Consider the following 20,482-nt stretch of genomic DNA (forward strand, 5'->3'; position numbering starts at 1 on the left):
CGGCGATGCGGGGGTGCGGGCCTACGCGGTTGTGGGTAAACGGTGCATTTCGGCAAGCCTTGCAACAGCGAAAAACGTACCGCGAGGCATGGGTTGCGACGAGTAGAATGACCCCATGAGGGGGTTTCTGTACGGCATATCGGCATTGGCGTATTGGCTGGCATACACCGGCCGGCTCGATGCGCCTGTCGTGCGCGCGGGAGATGCCGCCGCATCCGGCCAGAACGCGGCGCCCGGGATCGCGGAGGGAGCGCGCGTCCTGTTTCCCCATTTGGGCAGGCCATTGCATGTGCTCGTGCCCGACGCGACGCGGGTGCGCGCCAAAGGATTTGCGTGTCATCGGTCTAATGCCGCGTTCGCGGGCGGGTCTTTCCATCTTGCCGACGAGGTGCTGGGCGTGTGTTCCTCGGAGCTGTGCTTCGTGCAAGTTGCCAAGCAGTTTCCGTTTCATCAGGCAGTCAAGGCCGGGTGCGCTCTATGCGGATCGTTCGCTATCAGTCCGAAGGCCGATTTCGGTCTGGTGGCTCGCCAGCCTCTTGCCACCAAGGCGGCTTTGGAGAAGTACCTGGACGAAAACGGGGGCATATCTGGGGCGAAGGCTGCTCGCAAGGCACTGAGGTATGTGGTGGAGGGCTGTGCATCGCCGGCCGAGATCTATCTGGCAATGGTGTTGACGCTTCCCTATGCAAAAGGCGGTTTCGCGTTGCCGGGATTTCGGTCGAACTGTCCCGTCGAGCTGGGCAAGCGCGCGGCAAAAGCGGCTGCTCGATCGAAGGTGATCCCCGATCTGCTTAATGTGGAGCATCGGATAGCCATCGAATACGATGCTGACATCACGCACGCCTCCGGGCAAAGGAGGATGCACGATGCTACGAAGAGAATGGTGCTCGAGTCCATGGGGTTCAAGGTGGTAACCGTGACCACCAGGCAGCTTGCTTCGAGCGAGCGTATGCGCGACGTCGCCCGAGAGGTTCGTAAGCACATGGGGCTGCCCTTTCGCGTGAAGAGCGCCGAGTTCGACAGGAACCATCGATTGCTGCAGGCGACGCGGAAGTCCTTCGACGGGCTGTACAACCCTCAGTGGCTAGCCGGGCACTTCTGAAAGCCGTTTCTTGTTTGCGCGGGGCCCCTCCTCGCGCCTCCCCGGTATTCTCTGCTGTTTGGTTCCCTCCTTTCTCCCATCGTTCTGTTCGGCCTTTTCCCTCTCGCCGCTTTCCGACTGCTTGGCGGCCAGTCCGTTCTGCCCCTCCGTCCTCATCCTCCTTCCCTTACGCGCTCCCATCCTTCGTCGCCCTCTTCTTCCCGCCTCTCTCGTGCAGCCTCTCCCTTCGTCGCCCTCTTCTCCCACCCCTCCGTCCTCCTCTTCCCGCTCTTCACGCACCCTCTCCCTTCGGTGTTCTCTTCTTTCTCCCTCTCTTACGTGCTCCCATCCTTCGTCGCCCCCTCTTCCTCCTTATCTCGTGCATCCCCCCCCTCATCGCTCCTCCTTCTTCCTTCCCTCACGTATCCTCTCCTTTCGGCATCCTCTTCTCCCGCCTCTTCGTCTTCTCTGTCCCTCCCTTCATCGTTCACTGTGTTCTTCCCCCTCTCGCGTATTCGCTCTCTTCGGTGTTCTCTTCTCCCACCCCTCCGTCCCCTTCCTTCCTCGCGCACCCTTCTCCCTCCGTCGTCCCCGCTTCGAAGTTTGCGGCCGAATTGCACGGTTCTGGGACTTCCTTATGAGGCAAATCGGCAGTTTGCGGCCGAAATGAACGGTTTTGGTACTGTTGATGCTGGCTAACAGTACCAAAACCGTGCAATCCGGCCCGAAATTGCCTTTTCGCCCGGGCGCGAGGTGCCAAAACCGTGCAATCCGGCCCGAAACTGCCCTTCTGGTTGGGTGCAAAGTCCCAAAACCGTGCAATCCGGCCGCTAACTGGCTGAGGGGGGGGCGTGGGGCGGGCAAAGGGATGAAGGGCGCGCGGGAGGGCGGTCTGCTTGTTTACCGAAGGTGTGGGTCTTGGCGGCGGCTTTGGGTTGGGCGCGTGCTATGATTTACCGCTATGCCGAGGAGGGACGAGCGCTGGCCAGCCGCGACGGCGGGCGATTCGCGAGGCTTTCTGCCGGCATTTAGAATCGGAAAGAGAGGACTGCCGCCATGCTGCTGACCGCACAGTACGTTCTCCCCATATCGTCCGAGCCCATCCACAAGGGCGCGGTGCTGGTCCGCGACGGCTTCGTGCGCGACGTGGGCACTGCCGACATGCTGCGCCTCCGCTATCCCGAAGAGGAGGTGCGCGACTTCGGCCAGGCGGCTCTCATGCCGGGCCTGGTGGATTTGCACACCCACTTGGAGAACGCGGTCATGCGCGGCATCGTGCACGACGTCCCCTATGTGACCTGGATTTCCTCGCTTCTGGAATACTCCAGCAAGATGGAGGTCGCCGACTGGTACGATTCGGCCATCCTGGGAGGTTTGGAAGCGCTTTCCAGCGGCATCACCTGCGTGGCCGACATCACCTCTACCGGCGCTGCCTGCACCGCCACGCAGAAGCTGGGCATGCGTAGCATCATCTACCGCGAGGTGGGCGCCATGGACAAGCGCCGCGTCTCCTTCGCCATGCGCCAGGCGGAAAACGACATCTACCACTGGCGCGAGGAGGTGGACCCCGAGCGCATCACCATCGGCATCGCCCCGGCGGCCATGTACATGTGCCATCCTTCGGTCTACGGAAGCGTGGGCGAGCTGGCCCAGCGCGAGCATCTGCCCGTTGCCATGCACATGGCAGGCAACCGCGAGGAGTACAAGTTCATCAAGTACGGGAGTTCGCCGTTCGCGGTTCACTCCATGGACCAGAAGCGCGGGTTCGTGGAGGTGCCGCCGTGGCTTCCCACGGGCACGACGCCGGTGAGCTACGCGCTGAACTGGGGCGCCTTCGAGGCCGACAACGTGCTGGCCATCCATTGCGTGCATGTGGACGACGAAGACGTCAAGCGGCTCAAGCGCTACGACGTGGCAGTGGCCGTGTGCCCGCGCTGCAACGCGCAGCTGGGCATGGGCGTGGCTCCCATGGGGGCGTTTCTGCGGGCCGGCCTGCGCGTGGGCTTGGGCACCGATTCGCCGGCGGCCACGGATTCAACCGACATGTTCGAGGAAATGCGCTTGGGCATGCTGCTGCAGCGGGCGCTCAATGCGAACAGCTTCCTGGACTCGGCCACGGCGTTGGAGCTGGCCACGCTTGGCAGCGCCCGGGCGCTCAAGATCGACGACAAGGTGGGCTCGCTGGAGATCGGCAAGTTCGCCGACATCATTGCGGTGGACCTGTCCGGCTCGCATCAGACGCCCACGACCGATCCGGTGTCGGTGCTGGTGAACACTTGCAGCGGCACCGACGTGCTGATGACCATGGTGGGAGGCAGGATTCTCTACGAGAAGGATCGCTGGAACGTGGGTGTGGAAGTGGCGCGAAGCATCGCGCGCGTCATCGAGATTCGCAGTAAACTGCGCATGTAAATCTACGGCGGGGCTGGGATGGCCTTGCTTGGCGGTAGTCGAGGGGTAGGATTCATGGCAACGAACCAGAAGCTGACGAAGAAGCAGAAGGCCGACCGCGTCCGTGCGGCCGAGGAGCGCGAGCGCCGCGAGAAGGAGCGTCGCGAAGCCGCCGAACGCACGAAGAAGATCTTCACGGTGGTCGTCTGCGTTATCCTGGTGCTCGCTCTGGGCATCCCCACGGTGGCTCTGGCGTTTCTGGGTACCGGCGCCTAGGGAGCGGAGCGGCCCGTCGGCCATCGCACGGCGAGCGTGCAGAATCGCCCAGGTGGAAGCTTGCGGCCGCACGAATTCGTTTTGCTGCGGCCGGCGCGTGCGGGGCTGCCGCCGACGGCTCGGCGACATCCGCCCGCTTCGCCGAGCCTCTTTCGCTTTGCGCTCTCTGACCTGCTCAGTTGGCGTTCGGTACGTGCGTTTTCTGTGGACGCGGCCCAAGGGCAACCCCTTAATTCCCATGTGTTATTATGAATCGCTACCGTGAACGAGGCGGCAGTGACGTATTCATGCTACGCAAAGGAGAGTTGCGTTGTTCGGCATAGGTGGATTCGAGCTCTTCCTCATCCTCATCTTCGGCTTCCTCATCTTCGGGCCCGACAAGCTGCCCGAGATGGCGAAAACCGTCGGGAAGGGCATCAACAAGTTCCGTAGCGCCCAGGAAGAGATGAACAAGGTCATCAAAACCGAGGTGTACGATCCCAACTCCGACGAGCCGTTCAAAGACCCCCTGAGCGCTCTGGAGAAGATCGGCGACGGCGGTACCAAGGCCGTGGAGAAGCTGACCGAGGCCTCCAAGGAAGAGGAAGCGGACAAGGACAAGCCCAGCGCCGCCCGCCCGAAGGCGGAGACAAGCGCCGAGAGCTTCTCGGAGCGCAAGGCCCGCTACGAGCGCGAGCGCGCCGAGAAGAAGGCTGCCGAAGCCGAGGCCAAGGCCGAAGCGGAGAAGGCCGCCAAGGAGGCTGCGAAGGAGGAGGCTGCGAAGAAGGCTGCCGAGCGCGCGGCCGAGCGCAAGGCCGCTGCCGAGAGCAAGGCCACTGCAACGGCCAGCGCCGCCGCTCCTGCTGCCGCCGCTGCAACGGCTGCCAAGCCCGCGGCCTCTCAGCCCAAGGTGAGCGAGGCCAAGGACGAGAAGCCGGCCGCCGCCAAGCCCGCTGCCAAGGCGCCTGCGAAGCCGGTTGCTGCGAAGGCCGCAACGGCCAAGGCCGAGCCTGCTGCCGCAAAAAAGCCTGCTGCATCTAAGCCGGCTGCTGCCGCGGCCGACGACAAGAAGCCTGCTGCTGCGAAGAAGCCTGCAGCCTCCAAGGCCGCTTCCAAGGCCGCTTCAAAGGCTGAGGACAAGAAGCCCGCGGCCAGCGCTGCCAAGTCTGCCGCCGCGAAGAAGCCTGCAGCTGCCAAGCCCGCAGCCGCCAAGGCCAAGCCGGCTGCCAAGACCGATGCCGAAAAGGCCGCTGCCCGTTCTGCGGCTGCGAAGAAGGCCGCCGCTACCCGCGCTGCCAACAAGAAGGCCGCTGCTGCGAAGGACGGTGAGTAATCATGCCTATCGGACCGGCACGTATGCCGCTTTTCGACCACCTGGGCGAGCTGCGCGTTCGTCTGGTGCGCATCGTCGCCTGCCTGGGCATCGCGGTGTGCGTGTTCTACTTCGCATCCCCCACGGTGGCTAACATCCTCATTGCCCCGGTGCGCGAGTTCATGCCCAGTGAGCTGATGGCCTTCACGCCCTTCGAGCCCTTCGCCGTGCGCTTCAAGCTGGCGTTCTGGGTGTCGCTCTTGGCTTGCTCGCCCATCATCATCTGGCAGATCCTGGCGTTCTTCCTGCCGGCGCTGAAGCCCAGCGAGCGCCGCTGGTTCATTCCCACGTTCTCCGCGGCTGTGGCGTTGTTCCTGCTGGGAACAGTGTTCTGCTACTTCATCATCTTGCCGCCGGCGTTCCAGTGGCTGCTCGACCAGGCGGGCGGGTTCGGCTCCATCGTGCCGAACATGAGCTCCTACATCGACATCATCATCAAGTTCGAGCTGGGCTTCGGCTTCGCCTTCGAGCTGCCGCTCATCATCTTCTACCTGGTCATCTTCGACGTGGTGCCCTACAAGAAGCTGCGTGGCAGCTGGCGTACGGTCTACGTGGTGCTCATGGTCATTTCCGCTGTGGTCACCCCGGACGCGTCGCCTATCACCATGCTGCTCATGTTCGCCGCCATGGTGGCGCTTTACGAGGGCAGCCTGCTCATCTCGCGCGTGGTGCTGGCCAAGCGCATCAAGAAGCAGAATGCCGAGCTGGCCGAGGAGGAGCGTGTCGAGGCCGAGGAGGCTGCGAAGGCCGCCAAGCGGGCCGGTTCCAAGGGCTTGAAGAAAGTCGCGAAGTAGGCAGAAGTGCAGTTGGTTCGGCCGCGGTTTCGCGGGGCGTCGTCCGAAGAGTTTCGGGTGCAGCTCGGCAAGACCGCGGCCGTTTCGTTTTCAGGAGTGAGCCATGCATGAGCTGGGCATTATGACGGGCGTCATGGAGGCGGTGGAAACGTCGGCACGCCAGGCGGGCGCTACCGGCGTCACCCGTGTGACCCTTTCAGTGGGGGAGATGACCGAGGCCATCGAAGACGCGCTCCAGTTCGCTTTCGAGGTGCTGCGCGAGCAAAACGAGCTGTGCGCCGGCGCCGAGCTGCAGGTGAACATGGTGAAGCCGCGCAGCCGTTGCCTGGAGTGCGGTGCCGAGTTCGAACATGACCGCTTCCACCGCTTCTGTCCCGAGTGCGACAGCTTCGCCACCGAGCTTCTGTGCGGCCGCGAGCTGCAGATCGACTCCATAGAGGTGGACATCCCCGACGAGAACGACGCGAAGGAGTAACCGTGCATATCGACATCAAGCAGCCTATTCTGCAGAAGAACGACCAGCTGGCGGCCGAGCTGCGCCAGCGTTTCGCTGACAACGGGGTGTTCGTGCTTGACCTTCTGGCCAGCCCCGGTTCCGGCAAGACCTCCACTATCCTGGCCACCATCGACGCGTTGCGTGACGAGTTCAACATCGCGGTCATCGAGGGCGACATCGCCAGCTCCGTGGATGCCGAGCGCATCAAGGCCCAGGGCACGCCGGCAGTGCAGATCAACACCGGAGGCGCCTGCCATCTGGAAAGCGCCATGATCAAGCGGGCCGTGGACGTGTTGGACCTGGAGCGGCTGGACCTCATCATCATCGAGAACGTGGGCAACCTGGTGTGCCCCACCGATTTCGACCTGGGGGAGAACGCCAAGGTGACCATCCTGTCGGTGCCCGAGGGCGACGACAAGCCGCTGAAGTACCCGGGCATCTTCCAGTGCGCCCAGGCCGTGGTGCTGAACAAGATCGACACCATGCCGGTGTTCAACTTCGACAACGAGGCCTTCGTGGAATCGGTGCGCGCGCTGAACCCCACTGCCCCCATCTTCCCGCTGTCGGCCACCACCGGCCAGTGGGTGCCTGCGTGGACCGATTGGCTTGCCGACCAGGTGCGCTCCGTGCAGAAGGGCATCTAGGCGCGCTTGCTGGCGTGGCTTGCCCTGGCGGCTGGTTTGCGGCGGCTGCGGCGGCTGCATGCGCCGTCGGCTCTATCTGCGGCAGCGCCCTTGGTGCTTGCTCGGCGCAGGCCGGATTCGTCATAGGCACGAAACAAAGGCGCGTCATACTGGGGTGCGGCGCTTCCGCCAAAGAAGGCGGCGCAGAGGCCTCGGCGTGCGCGCTGCGATGAGCGGGACGCGCGCGTCTTTCGGGAGAGGAGCCCCCATGCAGGTTGGCGAACAGTATCGGGTGTGCGTCGATGCCCTGGCGGCCTTCGTGGAGCATGCCGGGTTCGACGACGTGGTGGTGGGGCTTTCCGGTGGCATCGATTCCGCTCTGGCGGCGGTCATGGCGGTGGACGCCCTTGGCGCCGAGCGTGTGCACGGCGTGCTGCTTCCCGGGCCCTATTCCAGCAGCCATTCGGTGACTGACGCGCAGGAGCTGGCCGACAACCTGGCCATGGAGACGAGTGTCGTATCCATCTGCGAGCCGTTCGAGTCGTTCGAGCGGGTGCTGGCCAAGGCGTGCGGCGGAAAGCTGCGGGGTCTGGCCGCGGAGAACGCCCAGGCGCGCTGCCGCATGGTGTGCCTGATGGCGCTGTCGAACACCCACGGCTGGATGGTCCTGAACACAGGCAACCGGTCGGAATCGCTGATGGGGTACTCCACGCTCTACGGCGACATGGTGGGGGCCTTCGCGCCGTTGGGCAGCCTGTACAAAGGCGAGGTGTACGCGCTGGCTCATTGGCGCAACGACCAGGCCGCTCGCCAGGGTTTGGTGCCGCCTATCCCTCAAAACGTGCTGGAGAAGGCTCCCAGTGCCGAGCTGTCGGCCGACCAGACCGACGAGGCGTCGCTGGGGGTGGACTATCCTACGCTCGACCGGCTGCTCAGGCTCTTCGTCGACGATGGGCTGGAAAGGCCCGAGCTGATAGCGGAAGGCTTCCCGGAATCGCTGGTGGACCGTGTTGTCGCCACCGTTGCGGCAACGGCGTTCAAGCGAGACCTGGAGCCCCCTTCGCCTCGGATGCCCGGGCGGTAGGTACTGCAGCTGCAGCTGCGGCGCGCTGCGGAGAGTCGCCGCACGGACCTTCTTGCGAGACGCTCTTGTGACGGCTGTGGTGAAGCGGTTTCGGGCGTGGTACCATTTCGCGGCGAAACGTACAACGTCGGGGTAAAGGAGCACGTCCGTGCAGCGGCGCGAATTCTTCAGGTTGGTGGGCGGGTCCGCGGCTGCGGTCCTGGGGGCTTCTGCGGGCATGGGCGCGCTGAGCCTTGCGGGCTGCGGGGCCGACGGGACGACGCCGAGCCCTTCCGCCAACGGCGACCCCGATGCCGATCTTGTTGCCGACGACCCCTCGCTGCCCGATCATGTGGTCGGGCAGCCGGCACAGGTGAGCTTCCGTACCACGGCAGATGTGCTGGTGGTGGGCAGCGGCATTGCCGGCTTGTCGGCGGCGCTTGTGGCGGCGAAGGCGGGGCTGTCCGTTATCCTGGCGGAAAAGCAGGACATGCTGGGCGGCGACAGCGTGAACGCCATGGGCCTCATGCACGTGGCGGGAACGTCGGTGCAGAAGGCGGCCGGCATTGCCGTGGACGACGCGGCCCGCGCCGAGGCTTGGAAGTCCCGCGAGGAGCAGCTTAAGGCCGCCGGCGTGGCCGATTTGGATTTCGCCAGGAAGCTCTACGAGGCGGCGACCGATTGGGTGAACCTGGTGGCCGACGAGTGCGGCTCGCAGTTCGCCGACCCCTCCTCCTACGACGAGCAGGGGATGGGCCGCCGGCTTCTGCTGCCGAAGTTGGGGCTGGGGGATATGGCCGACGTGATGTCGCCCATCCGCGACCGCCTGACGGCTTTGAAGGTGCAGACGCTTGCCAGCTGCCGGGCCGAGGCGCTTATCGTGGACGGCTCGGGGTCCGTGTGCGGGGTGCGTTTCCTGTATGTGAAGAGCGGCGACGTGGAGGATATCGGCGCCAAGCGCGTGGTGGTGGCAACCGGCGGCTTTAGCAGCAGCCAGCCCTTGATTCACCAGCATGCGTCGTCCTACGAGCGGCTGGGAAGCTACAGTACGGCTTCCATGGGCCAGGGCCAGCAGCTGTGCGCGGCTTACGGGGCAGCCCTTGCCGGCATGCAGGATGCGGTGGGGCTTCTGGGCGACGTGCCCGTGGTGAATGCCTGGGGCGCGTTCGGTCCGGTGCTCGTGGTGGACGCGCTCGGGCGGCGCATGGCTGCCGAGGACGTCCCAGCGGCGGCGGCCGAGGCGTGCTTTACCGGCGGTCTGGGCTACTGGTGGACCGTTTACGACGGCGCGCTCATGCAGGGAAGTCAAGGGCGCAGCGTGGCCGAGACCACGGCGAAGAACAAGCAGCGGTTGGTGGGGCCATGCGACACGGTGGCCGACCTGGCTCAGGCCATGGGGCTTGCGGAAAGCGATCTCGACGACGCGTTTCAGCAGATGAAGACCGCTGCGAGCGCCGGTAAGGATGCGGCGTTCGGGCGCAAGCTGTACCTGCAGGAGCTCGCCGGCCCCTTCTACGCCTTCAAGCAGCTGCCCTTGCGGGCCCGCACCCGCGGCGGTGTGAAGACCGACGATCAGGGCCGCGCCGTGGGGAGCGTGGGCGCTGCCCTGGGCAACCTCTACGTGTGCGGAAGCGCCGCCCAAGGCGGGGGCGATTTGGCCTCCAACGGTGCCTTCGGCATGCTGGTGGGCCAAGCCATAGCCGACGAGCTGGTGGGGTAGGGGGCGGCGGGGGTCACCCCTCTGCCACCCCCGCCCCCCTGTCACCCTCTGCCGCCCACCCTCTCCTGACGTCTACTTCCCTGCTGGTTTCACCAAGCCGCTTTCGTAGGCTATGACCACTAGCTGCGCGCGGTCGTGGGCGTCCAACTTGCTCATGATGCGGGCCAGATGCGTCTTCACGGTGGCGGGGCTGATGAACAGCTCGGCGCCGATTTCCTCGTTGGAAAGGCCGCGGGCCACCAGGCGCAGGATCTCGCGCTCGCGGTCGGTGAGCGCGCTGAGCACCAGGCCCGAGCTGATGCCGAAGGAACGGTGGGGGCGGCTCTGGACGAAGGTTTCCACCAGGCGGCGGGTGATGGAGGGCTGGATGAGCGCGTCCCCGGCGGCCACCACGCGTACGGCGGCAGCGATCTCGTCGGGGTCGGAATCCTTCAGCAGAAAGCCGCTGGCTCCGGCGGCCAGGGCGTCGTAGACGTATTCATCCTGGTCGAACGTGGTGAGGATGAGTACATGGGTGCTGGCCAGCGCGGGGTCCTCGCGGATGACGCGGGTGGCTTCGATGCCGTTTAAGTGGGGCATGCGGATGTCCATGAGCACCACGTCGGGGTGCAGCTCGCGCGCCTTCGCGATAGCCTCGTTCCCGTCGCGCGCCTCTCCCACGGCGTCGATGCCCGGATAGCTCATGAGCACCAGCCTGAATCCGCTGCGCACGATGTCCTGGTCGTCGGCTACCAGTACGGTGATGTCGTTCTCGCGGTTGATGGCGGGTTGTGCTGGTGTCGGCGCAGGAGGCAGGTCGGGGATGAGCATGGGGTTGTCGACTTGGGCGGCCATGGACGTACCTTTCGCGTTCGCGTTCTCTCGCAGCAAAGCTTGCCCGAACCCGGACGCGATTGCAACGACGAAAGCTCATCCGTTTGCAAATCGATTCACGCGCCGCCGCTCTTCGGCCTGCTGCCTCCTCCTTTCCCCTTCTTGCCGCCCTTTGCCCCTCCCTTTTTCCTCTCACCACCTTTCGCCCCTTCTTTTTTGGCTGAAATCTCCGGTTTTGCATAAGGAGAGGGCTCCTTAGGTGTGTAAAGCCGGAGAAATCAGCCATTTGGCGATGTAAAACCGGAGATTTCAGCCAGCGCCCATGCAAAAGCGGAGAAATCAGCCAAAAAAAGCTGAGCTCCATGGCTTGCCGGCTGTGGCCGCATCGTTCGCTGCGAGGGGGAGGGGGTGGCTGCTCCGCGTTTGGTGCGGGGCTACTCGCGTTCGAAGGGGACGGTGGCCTCCACGGTGAAGCCGTCGGCATCGTCGCCGGCGTGGAATATGCCACCTAGCACGTGCACGCGCTCGGCCATGCCCTGGATGCCGTGGCCCTGGCCGTCGCGGGCTTCGGGCAAGCGCGAGCTCTCCAGCGCAACACCGGCGCCGCGGCCGTTGTCGTGGATGACCAGGGTGGCGTTGTCGTCGCTCGATTCCAGAACCAGGCTCACGGCAGTGGCGCCCCCGTGCTTCACGATGTTGGTGGACGCTTCCCGCGCGATGCCGAACAGCGCCATGTCCACGTGGGCGGGCACCTGGTCGCGGTGGTAGCCGCTCTCGTCGAAGGTTACTGTAAGGCCGGCGCCGCGCAGGTAGTTCGCGATGTCTTCCAGCTGGTCGGTGCCTTGGGCGGGCGTGCGCTCGGCCGGCTCGTCGCCATGGCGCAGCACGCCAATCATCGACCGAATGTCGCCCAGGGCCTGGCGCGACGTTGCCCGTACCGTTGCGATGGCCTCCTTGGCCGCAGCCGGGTTCGTGTCGATGAGCCGCTCGGCCGCGGCCGCCTGGATGCTCACGGCGGACAGCGAATGAGCGGTGATGTCGTGCACCTCACGGGCGATGAGCACCCGCTCGGCCTCCACGCGCTTAGCCGCCTCCTCCTCGCGGGTGCGCTCGGCAGCCTCGGCGCGTTCCTCCACGGCGCGCACGTAGGCATTGCGAGTGCGCATGGCCCAGCCCGCCAGAAGCGATGCCGCCAGCAGCGCGATGTTCTGGAAGCGTGTGAAGAACGCCAAGGTGAGCGCCTGGTCGGGGTCTTGCAGCACGAAGATGGCCGCTCCCGCCGTCACGCCGGCGACCACGGCCTTCGGCAGCCCCTTCTGGAAGGCGATGGTGTACAGGGCCACCATGGGCCCCACTGCCATGAACGAAATGCCCGCGAAGTAGGACTGGGCAACCAGGAATGCCAGCGTGCTCGTGGCGAAGACGGTCCACGGGGCTATGCGGCGAAACACAACGGGCAGCACGGTGAGCGCCAACGCCACAACCACCTGCGGCGACGGCGTGATGCTTAAGGTTCCCAGGTACTGGCGCAGGGCGACGTCCTGGATGATGATGCTTGACGCCGTGAGCATGAGCTGGCCCCAGCCGAAGAGGAAGGCGCCCGCGGCGATGGCGACGTCGGCCAGCCACCGGCGCATCGCGTGGGTGAAGTCGGCCGGGGTGGGCTGGGGGCCATCGGCCGCATCGCTGCCGGTCGGGGTGTCGGCTGCAAGCGCGCTATCGGCGAGTGCGCTTGCGTCGGCCCTGCCGCCAGCGGCGTTGATGCCGGCTGCAGGCGGGTTGCCGTCGGAATCGTTCGGCTGCCCGAGGGTATGTTCGCTTCGTTGCTCCATGGCTCAATGGTAGGGCAACAGCGCCCCCGATTCTATACACCAGCCATGGTATTTTGCCGAGCTGTGAAGCGCCGACCGCTTTCCACAGCATGCCCCGAGGGCGTACGAATTGTGCGCAAGAAATGGTCGCGGCAACGTTATCCCAGGTCATTTTCGCATCTTTTATGGGCGCGGGGGCGCAAGGTCACTTTCCGTATTATTTCGGTTTGAGTATCCTATAATGCCATGAACGGCGCACGGGGCCTCCGCTTTCGTGCGCATTCGTTACGCGGAAGGTCTGCGTAGGGGAGATGTCCGCTGGGTTTCGCAGCGCGTGTCGTCCGAGGTTGCGGGTCCGGAAGGGGCTCGGGTCGGACGGTTTCGCGGACGCGGCGCCCGGCGATAGCCATAGGATTTGCGAAGACGGGAGGTTCGGATGCTGAAGGCCATGGTCGTCGACGACGAAGCACCTGCACGCTCTGAACTGAAGTACCTGCTGGAAGAGCTGGGCCAGACCGAGGTGGTGGCCGAGGCCGCCAGCGTGCGCGAGGCCATCGAGAAGCTGAAGGAGTACCCGTGCGACGTCATGTTCCTTGACGTGAACATGCCGGAAGCCACGGGGCTGCAGCTGGCCGACGCCTTGCAGCATTTGAAGTTCCCGCCGGCTGTGGTGTTCGTGACCGCCTACAGCGAGCATGCCCTGGACGCCTTCAAGGTGAACGCTATCGATTACCTGGTGAAACCGGTGGAGACCGAGCGTTTGGCCCAGGCCATCGCCCGCGTGCGCGAGCACGTGTCGCTGCATGCCCAGGCCCAGAAATCCGAGCGTATCCCCGTGGACAAGGGCGGCAAGAAGATCCTCATCGGCATCGACACCGTGCGCTTCGTCATGGCTCGCGACGACTACGCCTACCTGCGCACCGACACCGACCGCTACTTCTCCACGGTCAGCTTGGCGCAGCTTGAGAAGCGCCTGGACGGCCACGGGTTCTTCCGCGTGCATCGCGGGTATCTGGTGAACCTTTCCATGGTGGAAGAGGTGGAATCGGTCTCCGGCGGTACGCTGCTGCTCACCCTGAACGGCGTGGACGAGAAGGTGCCCGTTTCCCGTCGCCGCGTCTCCGCGCTGAAGAAGGCACTGGGACTGTAAGGAGGCCTCATGCTTTCAGGCGATATGGAAAAGCTGTACCCGTCGGCGAAAACGCTGGTGAAGGAATGCGTGGCCAGTCGCTTGCATGCCAAGGACGCTACGCTGTTCGAGTTCTCCGACGAGGCGATGCACTGCGCCGAGCAGTTCATGGGCTGGACCGACTTGGCCAGCAACCCTCCCTTCCCGCTGGCCCAGATTCAGGCGTTCGCCGATTCGGTGCTTAGCCAGGGGCTCAAGACGGTCATGCTTATCGGCCAGGGCGGTTCCACCCAGGCTCCCATGACCATCACCAAGTACCACAAGCCCGACCAGTCGCGCGTGTCCTTCAAGACGTTGGATTCCGATTCCCCGGTGCGCGTTCGGGCGCTTCTATCCGAGCTCGACCCGCGCACCACGCTGTTCGTCATCTCGTCGAAGAGCGGCGGCACCATCGAGCCGCGGCTGGCCTTGCGGGCCGTGCGCGAGTCGGTGGCCGATCGCATTTCCGACGAAGAGCTGGTGAAGCATCTGGTGGCCATCACCGACCCCGGCTCCGACTTGGAGGCGCTGGCCCGTCGCGAGGGCTGGGCGGCGGTGTTCAACGGCGAGCCTTCCGTGGGCGGCCGCTTCTCGGCGCTTTCCGTGTTCGGGCTGCTTCCCGCGGCGCTGGCGGGGCTTTCGCTGGACGAGTTCATGGCCCATGCGGTGCAGGCCGAGCAGCAGTGCAGCGAAGACGCCATCGACAACCCGGCCATCGGGCTGGCGGCGTTTCTGTACGACAACTACCTGCGGGGACGCAACAAGTTCTCGTTCCTCACGCCGAAGCGCGGGCGCGTGCTGGGCCTGTGGATCGAGCAGCTGGTGGCCGAGAGCCTGGGTAAGAACGGCCAGGGCATCCTGCCCAACATCGAGATCGACTCGCTGGTGCTGGCTAAAGATCCGGGCGATCGCAGCGTGATCATGTACCAGACCAAGACCGACCTGTGGGACGAGATCCGCAACTTCGAGATGAGCCTGTCCTACATCGACCAGGCCATTCCGCGGCTGAACTTCCGCATTGAATCGGCGGCCGAGCTGGCGGAGCACTTCGTCATGTGGGAGTACGCCATCGCCATGTGCGGCTACCTCATGAAGGTGTGCCCCTTCGATCAGCCCGATGTGGCCGCCACCAAGTCCAACGTGCTGGAGATTCTGCAGGCCGGCATGCCCGAGCCCGATTTCGTGGAAGACTTCCTGGGTGACATCCAGATGGGCGAGGCCGAGGTGCGGCTGGCCCCGTGCTTCAAGGACCAGCGCACGGTGCGCGATGCCTTGCGGGCGCTGCTGGCCAGCATCAAGCCGGGCGACTACTTCGCGCTCAATGCGTTTCTGCCGTTCACGGGCGAGGGGCGTCGCGAGGCGCTGGAATCCATCCGCCACGGCGTGGCTGCCAAGCGCGGCGTCGTGTCGTGCCTGGAGGTGGGCCCGCGCTACCTGCATTCCACGGGCCAGCTGCAGAAGGGTGGTCCGAACTGCGGCGTGTTCCTGGTGCTGTCGGCCGACGAGCTGAAGGACATTCCCTTGCGCGAGGAGGCGGAGAGCTTGGGAAGCCTGGCGAAGGCCCAGGCGGTGGGCGACACCGTTGCCCTTACCGAGCGCGACCGGCGCGTGGTGCACCTGCACCTGCCCGACAACTCCAGCGTGACGCTGCGTCTGCTGGCCGAGACCATCGGCGAGCTCATGGAGGAGCTGGTGGTGGAAGAGGAGCTGGCAGCGCAGGCGGCGACCGGCGTTGCGGAGACGGTGACAGCTGTAGCGGCGGGGACAACCGGGGTCGCGTCGGCCTAGGCCCGGCTGTTGCTGGCTTTGCTTGGTTTCGGCCTGATACCGGGACCGGGCAACGTCGCGCTGTTCCGAATGAGAGCTTTGCGGGTCCGCTATGGGTTGGCGGGCCCTTTCTCTTTGGGCGGTGACCTTCGCTTGAGTGTGTGCTACGCTTTTCTGACATGCGGCATCGGCTGAGAAAAGGAGCGCACCATGATTGAGGCGCTGGATATTCACGTCAAAGGCATCGTGCAAGGGGTGGGGTTTCGTCCCTTCGTTTATCGGTTGGCGAAGAAGTACCTGGTCAACGGTTGGGTGCTGAACGCTGTCGACGGGGTTCACATCCATGCGGAAGCGGAGAGCGGGCTGCTGGACGAGTTCGTGATGGAGCTGTCGCAGAATCCGCCGGCGGCCTCGCAGGTGCGCGAGATCGACCTGAAGGAGGTGCCGCTGCAGGACTTCGGCTCCTTCGAGATCCGCTTCTCGGAAGACGAGCAGGTGCAGGAGACCACGCTGGTGTCGCCTGAGCTTGCCACCTGCGACGACTGCGTACGCGAGCTGTTCGACCCGGCCGACCGGCGCTTTCGCTATCCTTTCATCAACTGCACGAACTGCGGTCCGCGCTTCACCATCATCGACGGGTTGCCCTACGATCGCGCCGCCACGTCCATGAAGGATTTCCCCATGTGCCCAGCCTGCGCGGCGGAGTACGCCGACCCGTCCGACCGACGCTTCCATGCGCAGCCCGACGCCTGTTTCGCGTGCGGTCCGGCGTTGGATTGGCGCGAGCATCGGGCTGATGGGGGTCTGTCGGCCGAGGGTTCGGTGCCCAGGGGCGGCGACGGGCCGCTGGCCGGGGAGCCCGCGCTTGCGGACGGCGAGGGGCTGTTGGCGGGAGAGCTTGTCGTGCCGGCGGGTGCGTGGGGGCCGGTGGAGGCGCCGCTGACGCCGGTGGTCCGCGGCGAGAACCGCCAGATAAGCGATGAAATACTTGCCCGCGCCGTCGAACTGCTGGCCGACGGCGCGGTGGTGGCCGTGAAGGGGCTGGGCGGCTTCCATCTGGCATGCGACGCCTGCAACAGCCAGGCTGTGGCGCTGCTGCGAGGTCGCAAACGGCGCGAGGGGAAGGCCTTCGCCGTCATGATGGCATCGGTGGACGACGTGCGGAAGGTGTGCTTCGTCAGCGATGCGGAGGCCGAGGTGCTGCGCTCGCCGGCCCGGCCCATCGTGCTGTTGCGCAAACGGCCCGATGCGAATCTGGTGCCGGGGCTTGCCGACCATCTGCCCGAGCTGGGGGTTATGCTGCCCGCCACGCCGGTGCAGCATCTGTTGATCTGCGACTTCGCGGCGGCGCGGGCGAAGGCGAGCGCGGGGATGGGGACGGGCGCCGGGGCATGCGAGGATGCAGGCGGCATAGCAGGTGCGCTTCCGCCCATGCTGGTGATGACCTCGGGAAACATCCACGACGAGCCTATCTGCAAGAACGATGGCGATGCCTGGACCCAGCTGGCGTGCGTGGCCGACGGCTTCCTAGGGAACAACCGCGAGGTGCTCACGCGTTTCGACGACTCGGTGGTGCGCGTGCTGCGTTTCGGCGAGGGCGATGACGCGGTGGAGGCCCTGCAGTTCATCCGCCGGGCGCGAGGCTATGCGCCGCTGCCGTTGGCGCTGGGGGAGGAGCGCGCGGGCGACGGTTCTTCGCGTTCTGCGGCCTGCGATCCGCTTCTGGCTGTTGGCTCGCAGCAGAAGAATACCTTCGCTCTGGTGCGCCCCGGCCAGGCCTTCGTCAGTCAGCATATAGGCGACTTGGAGAACGCCGACACGTTCGACGCATGGCTTGAGGCGAAGAATCGCTACGAGCGCCTGTTCGACATTGCGCCCAAGCGACTGGCCTGCGACAGCCATCCCGAGTACCTGGCTACGAAATGGGCCAAGGAGCAGGGGCTGCCGCTTACCCAGGTGCAGCACCACCATGCCCACGTGGCTTCGGTGCTGGGGGAGCACGGCATCGACGAGGCGGTATGCGGCTTCGCCTTCGACGGGACGGGCTTCGGGGTCGACGGGGCCATCTGGGGCGGCGAGGTGCTGCTGGCCAATCGGCGCGACTTCGAGCGGTTCGCCAACTTCGCCTACGTGCCCATGCCCGGCGGCGCGGCGTGCGTGAAGCATCCGCTGCGCATGGCCTACGGAGCGCTGTGGGCCTTCGATTTGCTGGAACACCCGGGGGCTGCGGCGGCGCTGGAGGCGCTGGGCGAGCAGGCCGCCCTGTGCGACAAGATGATCGAGAACGGGCTGAACACCCCCATGACCTCTTCGGTAGGGCGGCTGTTCGATGCGGCCAGCGCGCTTTTGGGCCTGTGCGCGCAGCCCGCTTACGAGGGCGAACCCGCCATCTTGCTTGACGCTGCGGCTGCGGCCTGCGCCACCGACGAGCGCGAGCGGGCCTACGCCATCGACGTGGTGAAGAACACCGCCACCGCCGAGAGCACCGCTCACGACACTTCGGTGCTGCTGCTGGACGCGGCGCCGGCGTTTCGGGCGCTGCTGGACGATGCGGCGGCCGGCGAGCCCGTGCAAGCTGTGGCCCTTCGCTTCCAGTGGGCGTTCGTGCAGGCTGTGTCCACTGCCGCCCAGCTGGTGCAGGGGCTCTACGGCATCAGCACCGTGGCGCTTTCAGGCGGCGTGTTCATGAATCGCTTCCTGGTGGAGCGCTGCGTGGAGCAGCTGCAGCTGCTGGGCTTCACGGTGGCCATCAACCAGGACCTGCCGCCCAACGATGGATGCGTGTCCTTCGGCCAAGCTGTGGTAGCATGGGCGGCGGAAACCGAAGACGCGACCGACTAGGTGCGCATGTAAGGAGCAGCTATGTGCTTAGCCATTCCTGCGAGCATCCAGGCCATCGAGGACGGAGGGCTTGCCACCGTCGATATCCTGGGTGTGACCCGCAGCATCTCCGTGGATTTGACTCCTCAGGCGAAAGTGGGCGACTACGTGCTGGTGCACGCCGGGTTCGCCATCGAGGTGGTGGACCAGCAGTTCGCCGAGGAGACGCTGGACCTTATCCGCGAGTTCCCCGAACTGGCCGCCGACGAGGTGGGCACCGCCACTGCCCCCATGGCTTCAACCATGGTGCAGCTGGCGGCGGCGCTGGAGGCCGACGGAGCAGCGAAGGCGGACGCTTGATAGGTAATACGTATTACGTTACACTGGCCGGATAGGCAGGCGGGACTGCTTCCTTCGAAGGAAGGAGCAGCTATGTACGTAAGCTGGATGGAACTCCTGACGTTTTGTTTGGTGATCGTAGCGGTGATTGAGTTGACGGCGCGGGTTCGCAAGTAGGTGGGCGTGCGACGGCAATGAAAAAGCCGCCCCTAGCATAGGAACGGCTCTTCACCACAATATCCCTAGCCATATTGTGAAGCAGCCGGCCCGCGGCAACGGGCTAACCGCCTGCCTGCATTCTACACAGAAGAAGGTGCTTCCGCAATGACGAATTCCATGCAAGACGACCTGAACGCCTTCCGCGACCCGGAGCTGGCGCGGGGGCTTATCGAGTCTATCCGCAAGCTTGCGCCGGCGGGCGGGGCGACGCTCATGGAGGTGTGCGGCACCCACACGGTGTCCATTGCTCGCGGCGGCATCCGCGATCTCATGCCCGAGGGCACGCGGCTGGCCAGCGGTCCTGGGTGTCCGGTGTGCGTGACCTCCAACGCCGATATCGACACGGTGATCGCGCTGTCGCGGGTGCCGGGCGTGATTATCGCTACGTTCGGCGACATGACCCGCGTGCCTGGCTCCACTTCCAGCTTGCTGGCCGAGCAGGCGGCGGGACGCAACGTGCAGATCGTGTACTCGCCGCTGGACGCCCTGGCCCTTGCCCAGGCTAACCCCGCCTCCCAGGTGGTGTTCGTGGGCGTGGGCTTCGAAACCACCACGCCGCTGGTGGCCATGGCCATCAAGCGCGCGAAGGCCATGGGCCTTGAGAACTTCAGCGTGTTCGCCGCGCACAAGAACATGCCCGGCGCCCTTGACGTGATCGTGTCTGACCCGTCGTTGAAGGTGGATGCGCTCATTCTTCCCGGGCATGTGAGCACCATCATCGGCGCCGAGCCCTACCGGTTCCTGGCGCAGAAGTACGGCATTCCCGGGGTTATCACTGGGTTCGAGCCGGTGGACATCCTGCAGGGCGTGGCCATGATCATGCGTCAGCTGCATGAGGGTCGCGCCGACATCGAGATCGCCTATGCCCGCGGCGTGATGCCCCAGGGCAATCCCGTGGCCCTGGCCGCCATCGACGAGGTGTTCGAGACCTGCACCGCCACCTGGCGCGGGCTGGGCCCCATTCCCGGTTCGGGCTACCGCATCCGTCCCGAGTTCGCCCAGTTCGACGCTGTGGCGCGTTTCCAGCCGCAGGTGGAGCCCACCATAGAGCCGAAGGGCTGCCGCTGCGGAGACGTGCTGCGTGGTATTATGGCGCCGAGCGACTGTCCGCTGTTCCGCCGCGTGTGCACGCCCGAGAACCCCGTGGGCCCCTGCATGGTTTCCAGCGAAGGCAGCTGCGCGGCATACTATAGGTATTACTAGGGCAGGGGGTTCGCCAGCAGAGGGATGTAGGCAGCTTGGGGAAAGGGGATTTGCTATGGGTTTGCTCGGCGATACGATGGACGCGTTCAAACGAGGTGCCTCGGGCGATGAAACCGGCGTGCACGAGCGCGCGGGGCGACCGGTCATATGCTCCCATTGCGGAGGCACCAGCTTCGACAAAGGGTCGGCGCTGCTCAACAGCCGCGGCCTTACCTTCTTCGATCTGGACTGGGCCAACGCCTCCGCTGACACCTACATCTGTAAAGCTTGCGGTCATATCGAGTGGTTCGTCGAGTTGTGAGGGCGCCCTGGCGCAGGCTGGCTGCAGCTTGCTGCGGTCTGTGGCTCTATGCGGCCGCTCGGAATCGTGCATACCGGGCAGGTTCACGCACTTTTTCGCTTGACCCTGCCCGGTATGCACGATTTGCTTTTCGGTGGCGCAGTGCAGTGTAGTGCGCCGCCGCTGCTCGGTGCGCTGGAGTGGCGCAGTCTGGTGCGGCAGCGCGGGCTGGCGCGGCTCTTCGGCGGGCGCGAGCTGTTTCTTCAC

At 65.2% G+C, this 20,482-nt stretch carries 19 protein-coding genes; 15 read left to right on the top strand and 4 right to left on the bottom strand.

Features of this window, described 5'->3' with window-relative positions; all coding sequences use genetic code 11:
* Positions 1–115 precede the first annotated feature (115 nt).
* Complete coding sequence (locus NFR41_RS00640) at positions 116–1,102, top strand: PDDEXK family nuclease (protein WP_251230276.1); 987 nt, start codon at positions 116–118, stop codon at positions 1,100–1,102.
* Here the strand turns inward: NFR41_RS00640 and NFR41_RS00645 are convergent.
* Together NFR41_RS00645 and NFR41_RS00650 are read right to left on the bottom strand one after the other, a co-directional pair.
* A complete protein-coding gene (locus tag NFR41_RS00645) occupies positions 1,085–1,381 on the bottom strand; it encodes a hypothetical protein (protein WP_251230277.1) in 297 nt (98 codons plus the stop codon). The genes NFR41_RS00640 and NFR41_RS00645 overlap by 18 nt on opposite strands.
* A 35-nt stretch (positions 1,382–1,416) precedes the next feature.
* The gene (locus NFR41_RS00650; RefSeq protein ID WP_251230278.1) at positions 1,417–1,701 is read right to left on the bottom strand and encodes a hypothetical protein; all 285 of its coding nucleotides are present in this window, start codon (positions 1,699–1,701) and stop codon (positions 1,417–1,419) included.
* Positions 1,702–2,137: 436 nt separating this feature from the next.
* Here NFR41_RS00650 and NFR41_RS00655 point away from each other — a divergent pair, with 436 nt between their 5' ends.
* The 8 genes from NFR41_RS00655 (at position 2,138) to NFR41_RS00690 (ending at position 9,795) form a co-directional block, all read left to right on the top strand.
* A complete protein-coding gene (locus NFR41_RS00655; RefSeq protein ID WP_160213298.1) occupies positions 2,138–3,493 on the top strand; it encodes an amidohydrolase family protein in 1,356 nt (451 codons plus the stop codon).
* A gap of 54 nt (positions 3,494–3,547) precedes the next feature.
* The gene (locus NFR41_RS00660; RefSeq protein ID WP_160213299.1) at positions 3,548–3,748 is read left to right on the top strand and encodes a CASC3 protein CASC3; all 201 of its coding nucleotides are present in this window, start codon (positions 3,548–3,550) and stop codon (positions 3,746–3,748) included.
* 310 nt (positions 3,749–4,058) lie between these two features.
* The gene (locus tag NFR41_RS00665; protein WP_251230279.1) at positions 4,059–5,060 is read left to right on the top strand and encodes a Sec-independent protein translocase subunit TatA/TatB; all 1,002 of its coding nucleotides are present in this window, start codon (positions 4,059–4,061) and stop codon (positions 5,058–5,060) included.
* Between the two features lie 2 nt (positions 5,061–5,062).
* Positions 5,063–5,893, top strand: coding sequence for a twin-arginine translocase subunit TatC (gene tatC, locus NFR41_RS00670; RefSeq protein ID WP_251230280.1), 831 nt, complete (start codon positions 5,063–5,065; stop codon positions 5,891–5,893).
* 103 nt (positions 5,894–5,996) lie between these two features.
* A complete protein-coding gene (gene hypA, locus NFR41_RS00675) occupies positions 5,997–6,368 on the top strand; it encodes a hydrogenase maturation nickel metallochaperone HypA (protein WP_251230281.1) in 372 nt (123 codons plus the stop codon).
* Between the two features lie 2 nt (positions 6,369–6,370).
* A complete protein-coding gene (gene hypB, locus NFR41_RS00680) occupies positions 6,371–7,033 on the top strand; it encodes a hydrogenase nickel incorporation protein HypB (protein ID WP_251230282.1) in 663 nt (220 codons plus the stop codon).
* Between the two features lie 247 nt (positions 7,034–7,280).
* A complete protein-coding gene (gene nadE, locus NFR41_RS00685; RefSeq protein ID WP_251230283.1) occupies positions 7,281–8,096 on the top strand; it encodes an NAD(+) synthase in 816 nt (271 codons plus the stop codon).
* A gap of 148 nt (positions 8,097–8,244) precedes the next feature.
* The gene (locus NFR41_RS00690; RefSeq protein WP_251230284.1) at positions 8,245–9,795 is read left to right on the top strand and encodes an FAD-dependent oxidoreductase; all 1,551 of its coding nucleotides are present in this window, start codon (positions 8,245–8,247) and stop codon (positions 9,793–9,795) included.
* Between the two features lie 72 nt (positions 9,796–9,867).
* On the opposite strand, the gene NFR41_RS00695 is transcribed toward NFR41_RS00690, so the two are convergent.
* Both NFR41_RS00695 and NFR41_RS00700 read right to left on the bottom strand, forming a co-directional pair.
* A complete protein-coding gene (locus NFR41_RS00695) occupies positions 9,868–10,629 on the bottom strand; it encodes a response regulator transcription factor (protein WP_251230285.1) in 762 nt (253 codons plus the stop codon).
* 413 nt (positions 10,630–11,042) lie between these two features.
* Positions 11,043–12,440: a sensor histidine kinase gene (locus NFR41_RS00700; RefSeq protein ID WP_251230286.1), complete on the bottom strand. Its 1,398-nt coding sequence runs from the start codon at positions 12,438–12,440 to the stop codon at positions 11,043–11,045.
* Positions 12,441–12,855: 415 nt separating this feature from the next.
* On the opposite strand from NFR41_RS00700, the gene NFR41_RS00705 reads away from it, so the two are divergent.
* From NFR41_RS00705 to NFR41_RS00730, 6 genes are all read left to right on the top strand, one after another.
* The gene (locus NFR41_RS00705; protein ID WP_160304713.1) at positions 12,856–13,569 is read left to right on the top strand and encodes a LytR/AlgR family response regulator transcription factor; all 714 of its coding nucleotides are present in this window, start codon (positions 12,856–12,858) and stop codon (positions 13,567–13,569) included.
* A 9-nt stretch (positions 13,570–13,578) separates the two neighbouring features.
* Complete coding sequence (locus NFR41_RS00710) at positions 13,579–15,375, top strand: phosphoglucose isomerase-related protein (protein WP_251230287.1); 1,797 nt, start codon at positions 13,579–13,581, stop codon at positions 15,373–15,375.
* 189 nt (positions 15,376–15,564) lie between these two features.
* Positions 15,565–18,195: a carbamoyltransferase HypF gene (locus NFR41_RS00715; RefSeq protein ID WP_251230288.1), complete on the top strand. Its 2,631-nt coding sequence runs from the start codon at positions 15,565–15,567 to the stop codon at positions 18,193–18,195.
* Between the two features lie 21 nt (positions 18,196–18,216).
* Positions 18,217–18,534: a HypC/HybG/HupF family hydrogenase formation chaperone gene (locus NFR41_RS00720; protein ID WP_251230289.1), complete on the top strand. Its 318-nt coding sequence runs from the start codon at positions 18,217–18,219 to the stop codon at positions 18,532–18,534.
* A gap of 303 nt (positions 18,535–18,837) precedes the next feature.
* Positions 18,838–19,935, top strand: coding sequence for a hydrogenase formation protein HypD (gene hypD / locus NFR41_RS00725; RefSeq protein WP_251230290.1), 1,098 nt, complete (start codon positions 18,838–18,840; stop codon positions 19,933–19,935).
* Between the two features lie 55 nt (positions 19,936–19,990).
* The gene (locus NFR41_RS00730) at positions 19,991–20,236 is read left to right on the top strand and encodes a DNA-binding protein (RefSeq protein WP_251230291.1); all 246 of its coding nucleotides are present in this window, start codon (positions 19,991–19,993) and stop codon (positions 20,234–20,236) included.
* Positions 20,237–20,482: the final 246 nt, after the last annotated feature.

It is taken from the genome of Adlercreutzia aquisgranensis (assembly GCF_943193145.1).
In the GTDB taxonomy this organism is placed as follows: Bacteria; Actinomycetota; Coriobacteriia; order Coriobacteriales; family Eggerthellaceae; genus Xiamenia; species Xiamenia aquisgranensis.

What these genes read in the sequence shown, in the direction of transcription:
- NFR41_RS00720 (WP_251230289.1), top strand. Translation starts at nt 18,217, where the DNA reads ATGTGCTTAGCCATTCCTGCGAGCATCCAGGCCATCGAGGACGGAGGG.
- NFR41_RS00700 (WP_251230286.1), bottom strand. Translation starts at nt 12,440, where the DNA reads ATGGAGCAACGAAGCGAACATACCCTCGGGCAGCCGAACGATTCCGAC.
- nadE (WP_251230283.1), top strand. Translation starts at nt 7,281, where the DNA reads ATGCAGGTTGGCGAACAGTATCGGGTGTGCGTCGATGCCCTGGCGGCC.
- hypA (WP_251230281.1), top strand. Translation starts at nt 5,997, where the DNA reads ATGCATGAGCTGGGCATTATGACGGGCGTCATGGAGGCGGTGGAAACG.
- NFR41_RS00710 (WP_251230287.1), top strand. Translation starts at nt 13,579, where the DNA reads ATGCTTTCAGGCGATATGGAAAAGCTGTACCCGTCGGCGAAAACGCTG.
- hypD (WP_251230290.1), top strand. Translation starts at nt 18,838, where the DNA reads ATGACGAATTCCATGCAAGACGACCTGAACGCCTTCCGCGACCCGGAG.
- NFR41_RS00705 (WP_160304713.1), top strand. Translation starts at nt 12,856, where the DNA reads ATGCTGAAGGCCATGGTCGTCGACGACGAAGCACCTGCACGCTCTGAA.
- NFR41_RS00715 (WP_251230288.1), top strand. Translation starts at nt 15,565, where the DNA reads ATGATTGAGGCGCTGGATATTCACGTCAAAGGCATCGTGCAAGGGGTG.
- NFR41_RS00655 (WP_160213298.1), top strand. Translation starts at nt 2,138, where the DNA reads ATGCTGCTGACCGCACAGTACGTTCTCCCCATATCGTCCGAGCCCATC.
- NFR41_RS00660 (WP_160213299.1), top strand. Translation starts at nt 3,548, where the DNA reads ATGGCAACGAACCAGAAGCTGACGAAGAAGCAGAAGGCCGACCGCGTC.
- NFR41_RS00640 (WP_251230276.1), top strand. Translation starts at nt 116, where the DNA reads ATGAGGGGGTTTCTGTACGGCATATCGGCATTGGCGTATTGGCTGGCA.
- NFR41_RS00695 (WP_251230285.1), bottom strand. Translation starts at nt 10,629, where the DNA reads ATGGCCGCCCAAGTCGACAACCCCATGCTCATCCCCGACCTGCCTCCT.
- NFR41_RS00730 (WP_251230291.1), top strand. Translation starts at nt 19,991, where the DNA reads ATGGGTTTGCTCGGCGATACGATGGACGCGTTCAAACGAGGTGCCTCG.
- tatC (WP_251230280.1), top strand. Translation starts at nt 5,063, where the DNA reads ATGCCTATCGGACCGGCACGTATGCCGCTTTTCGACCACCTGGGCGAG.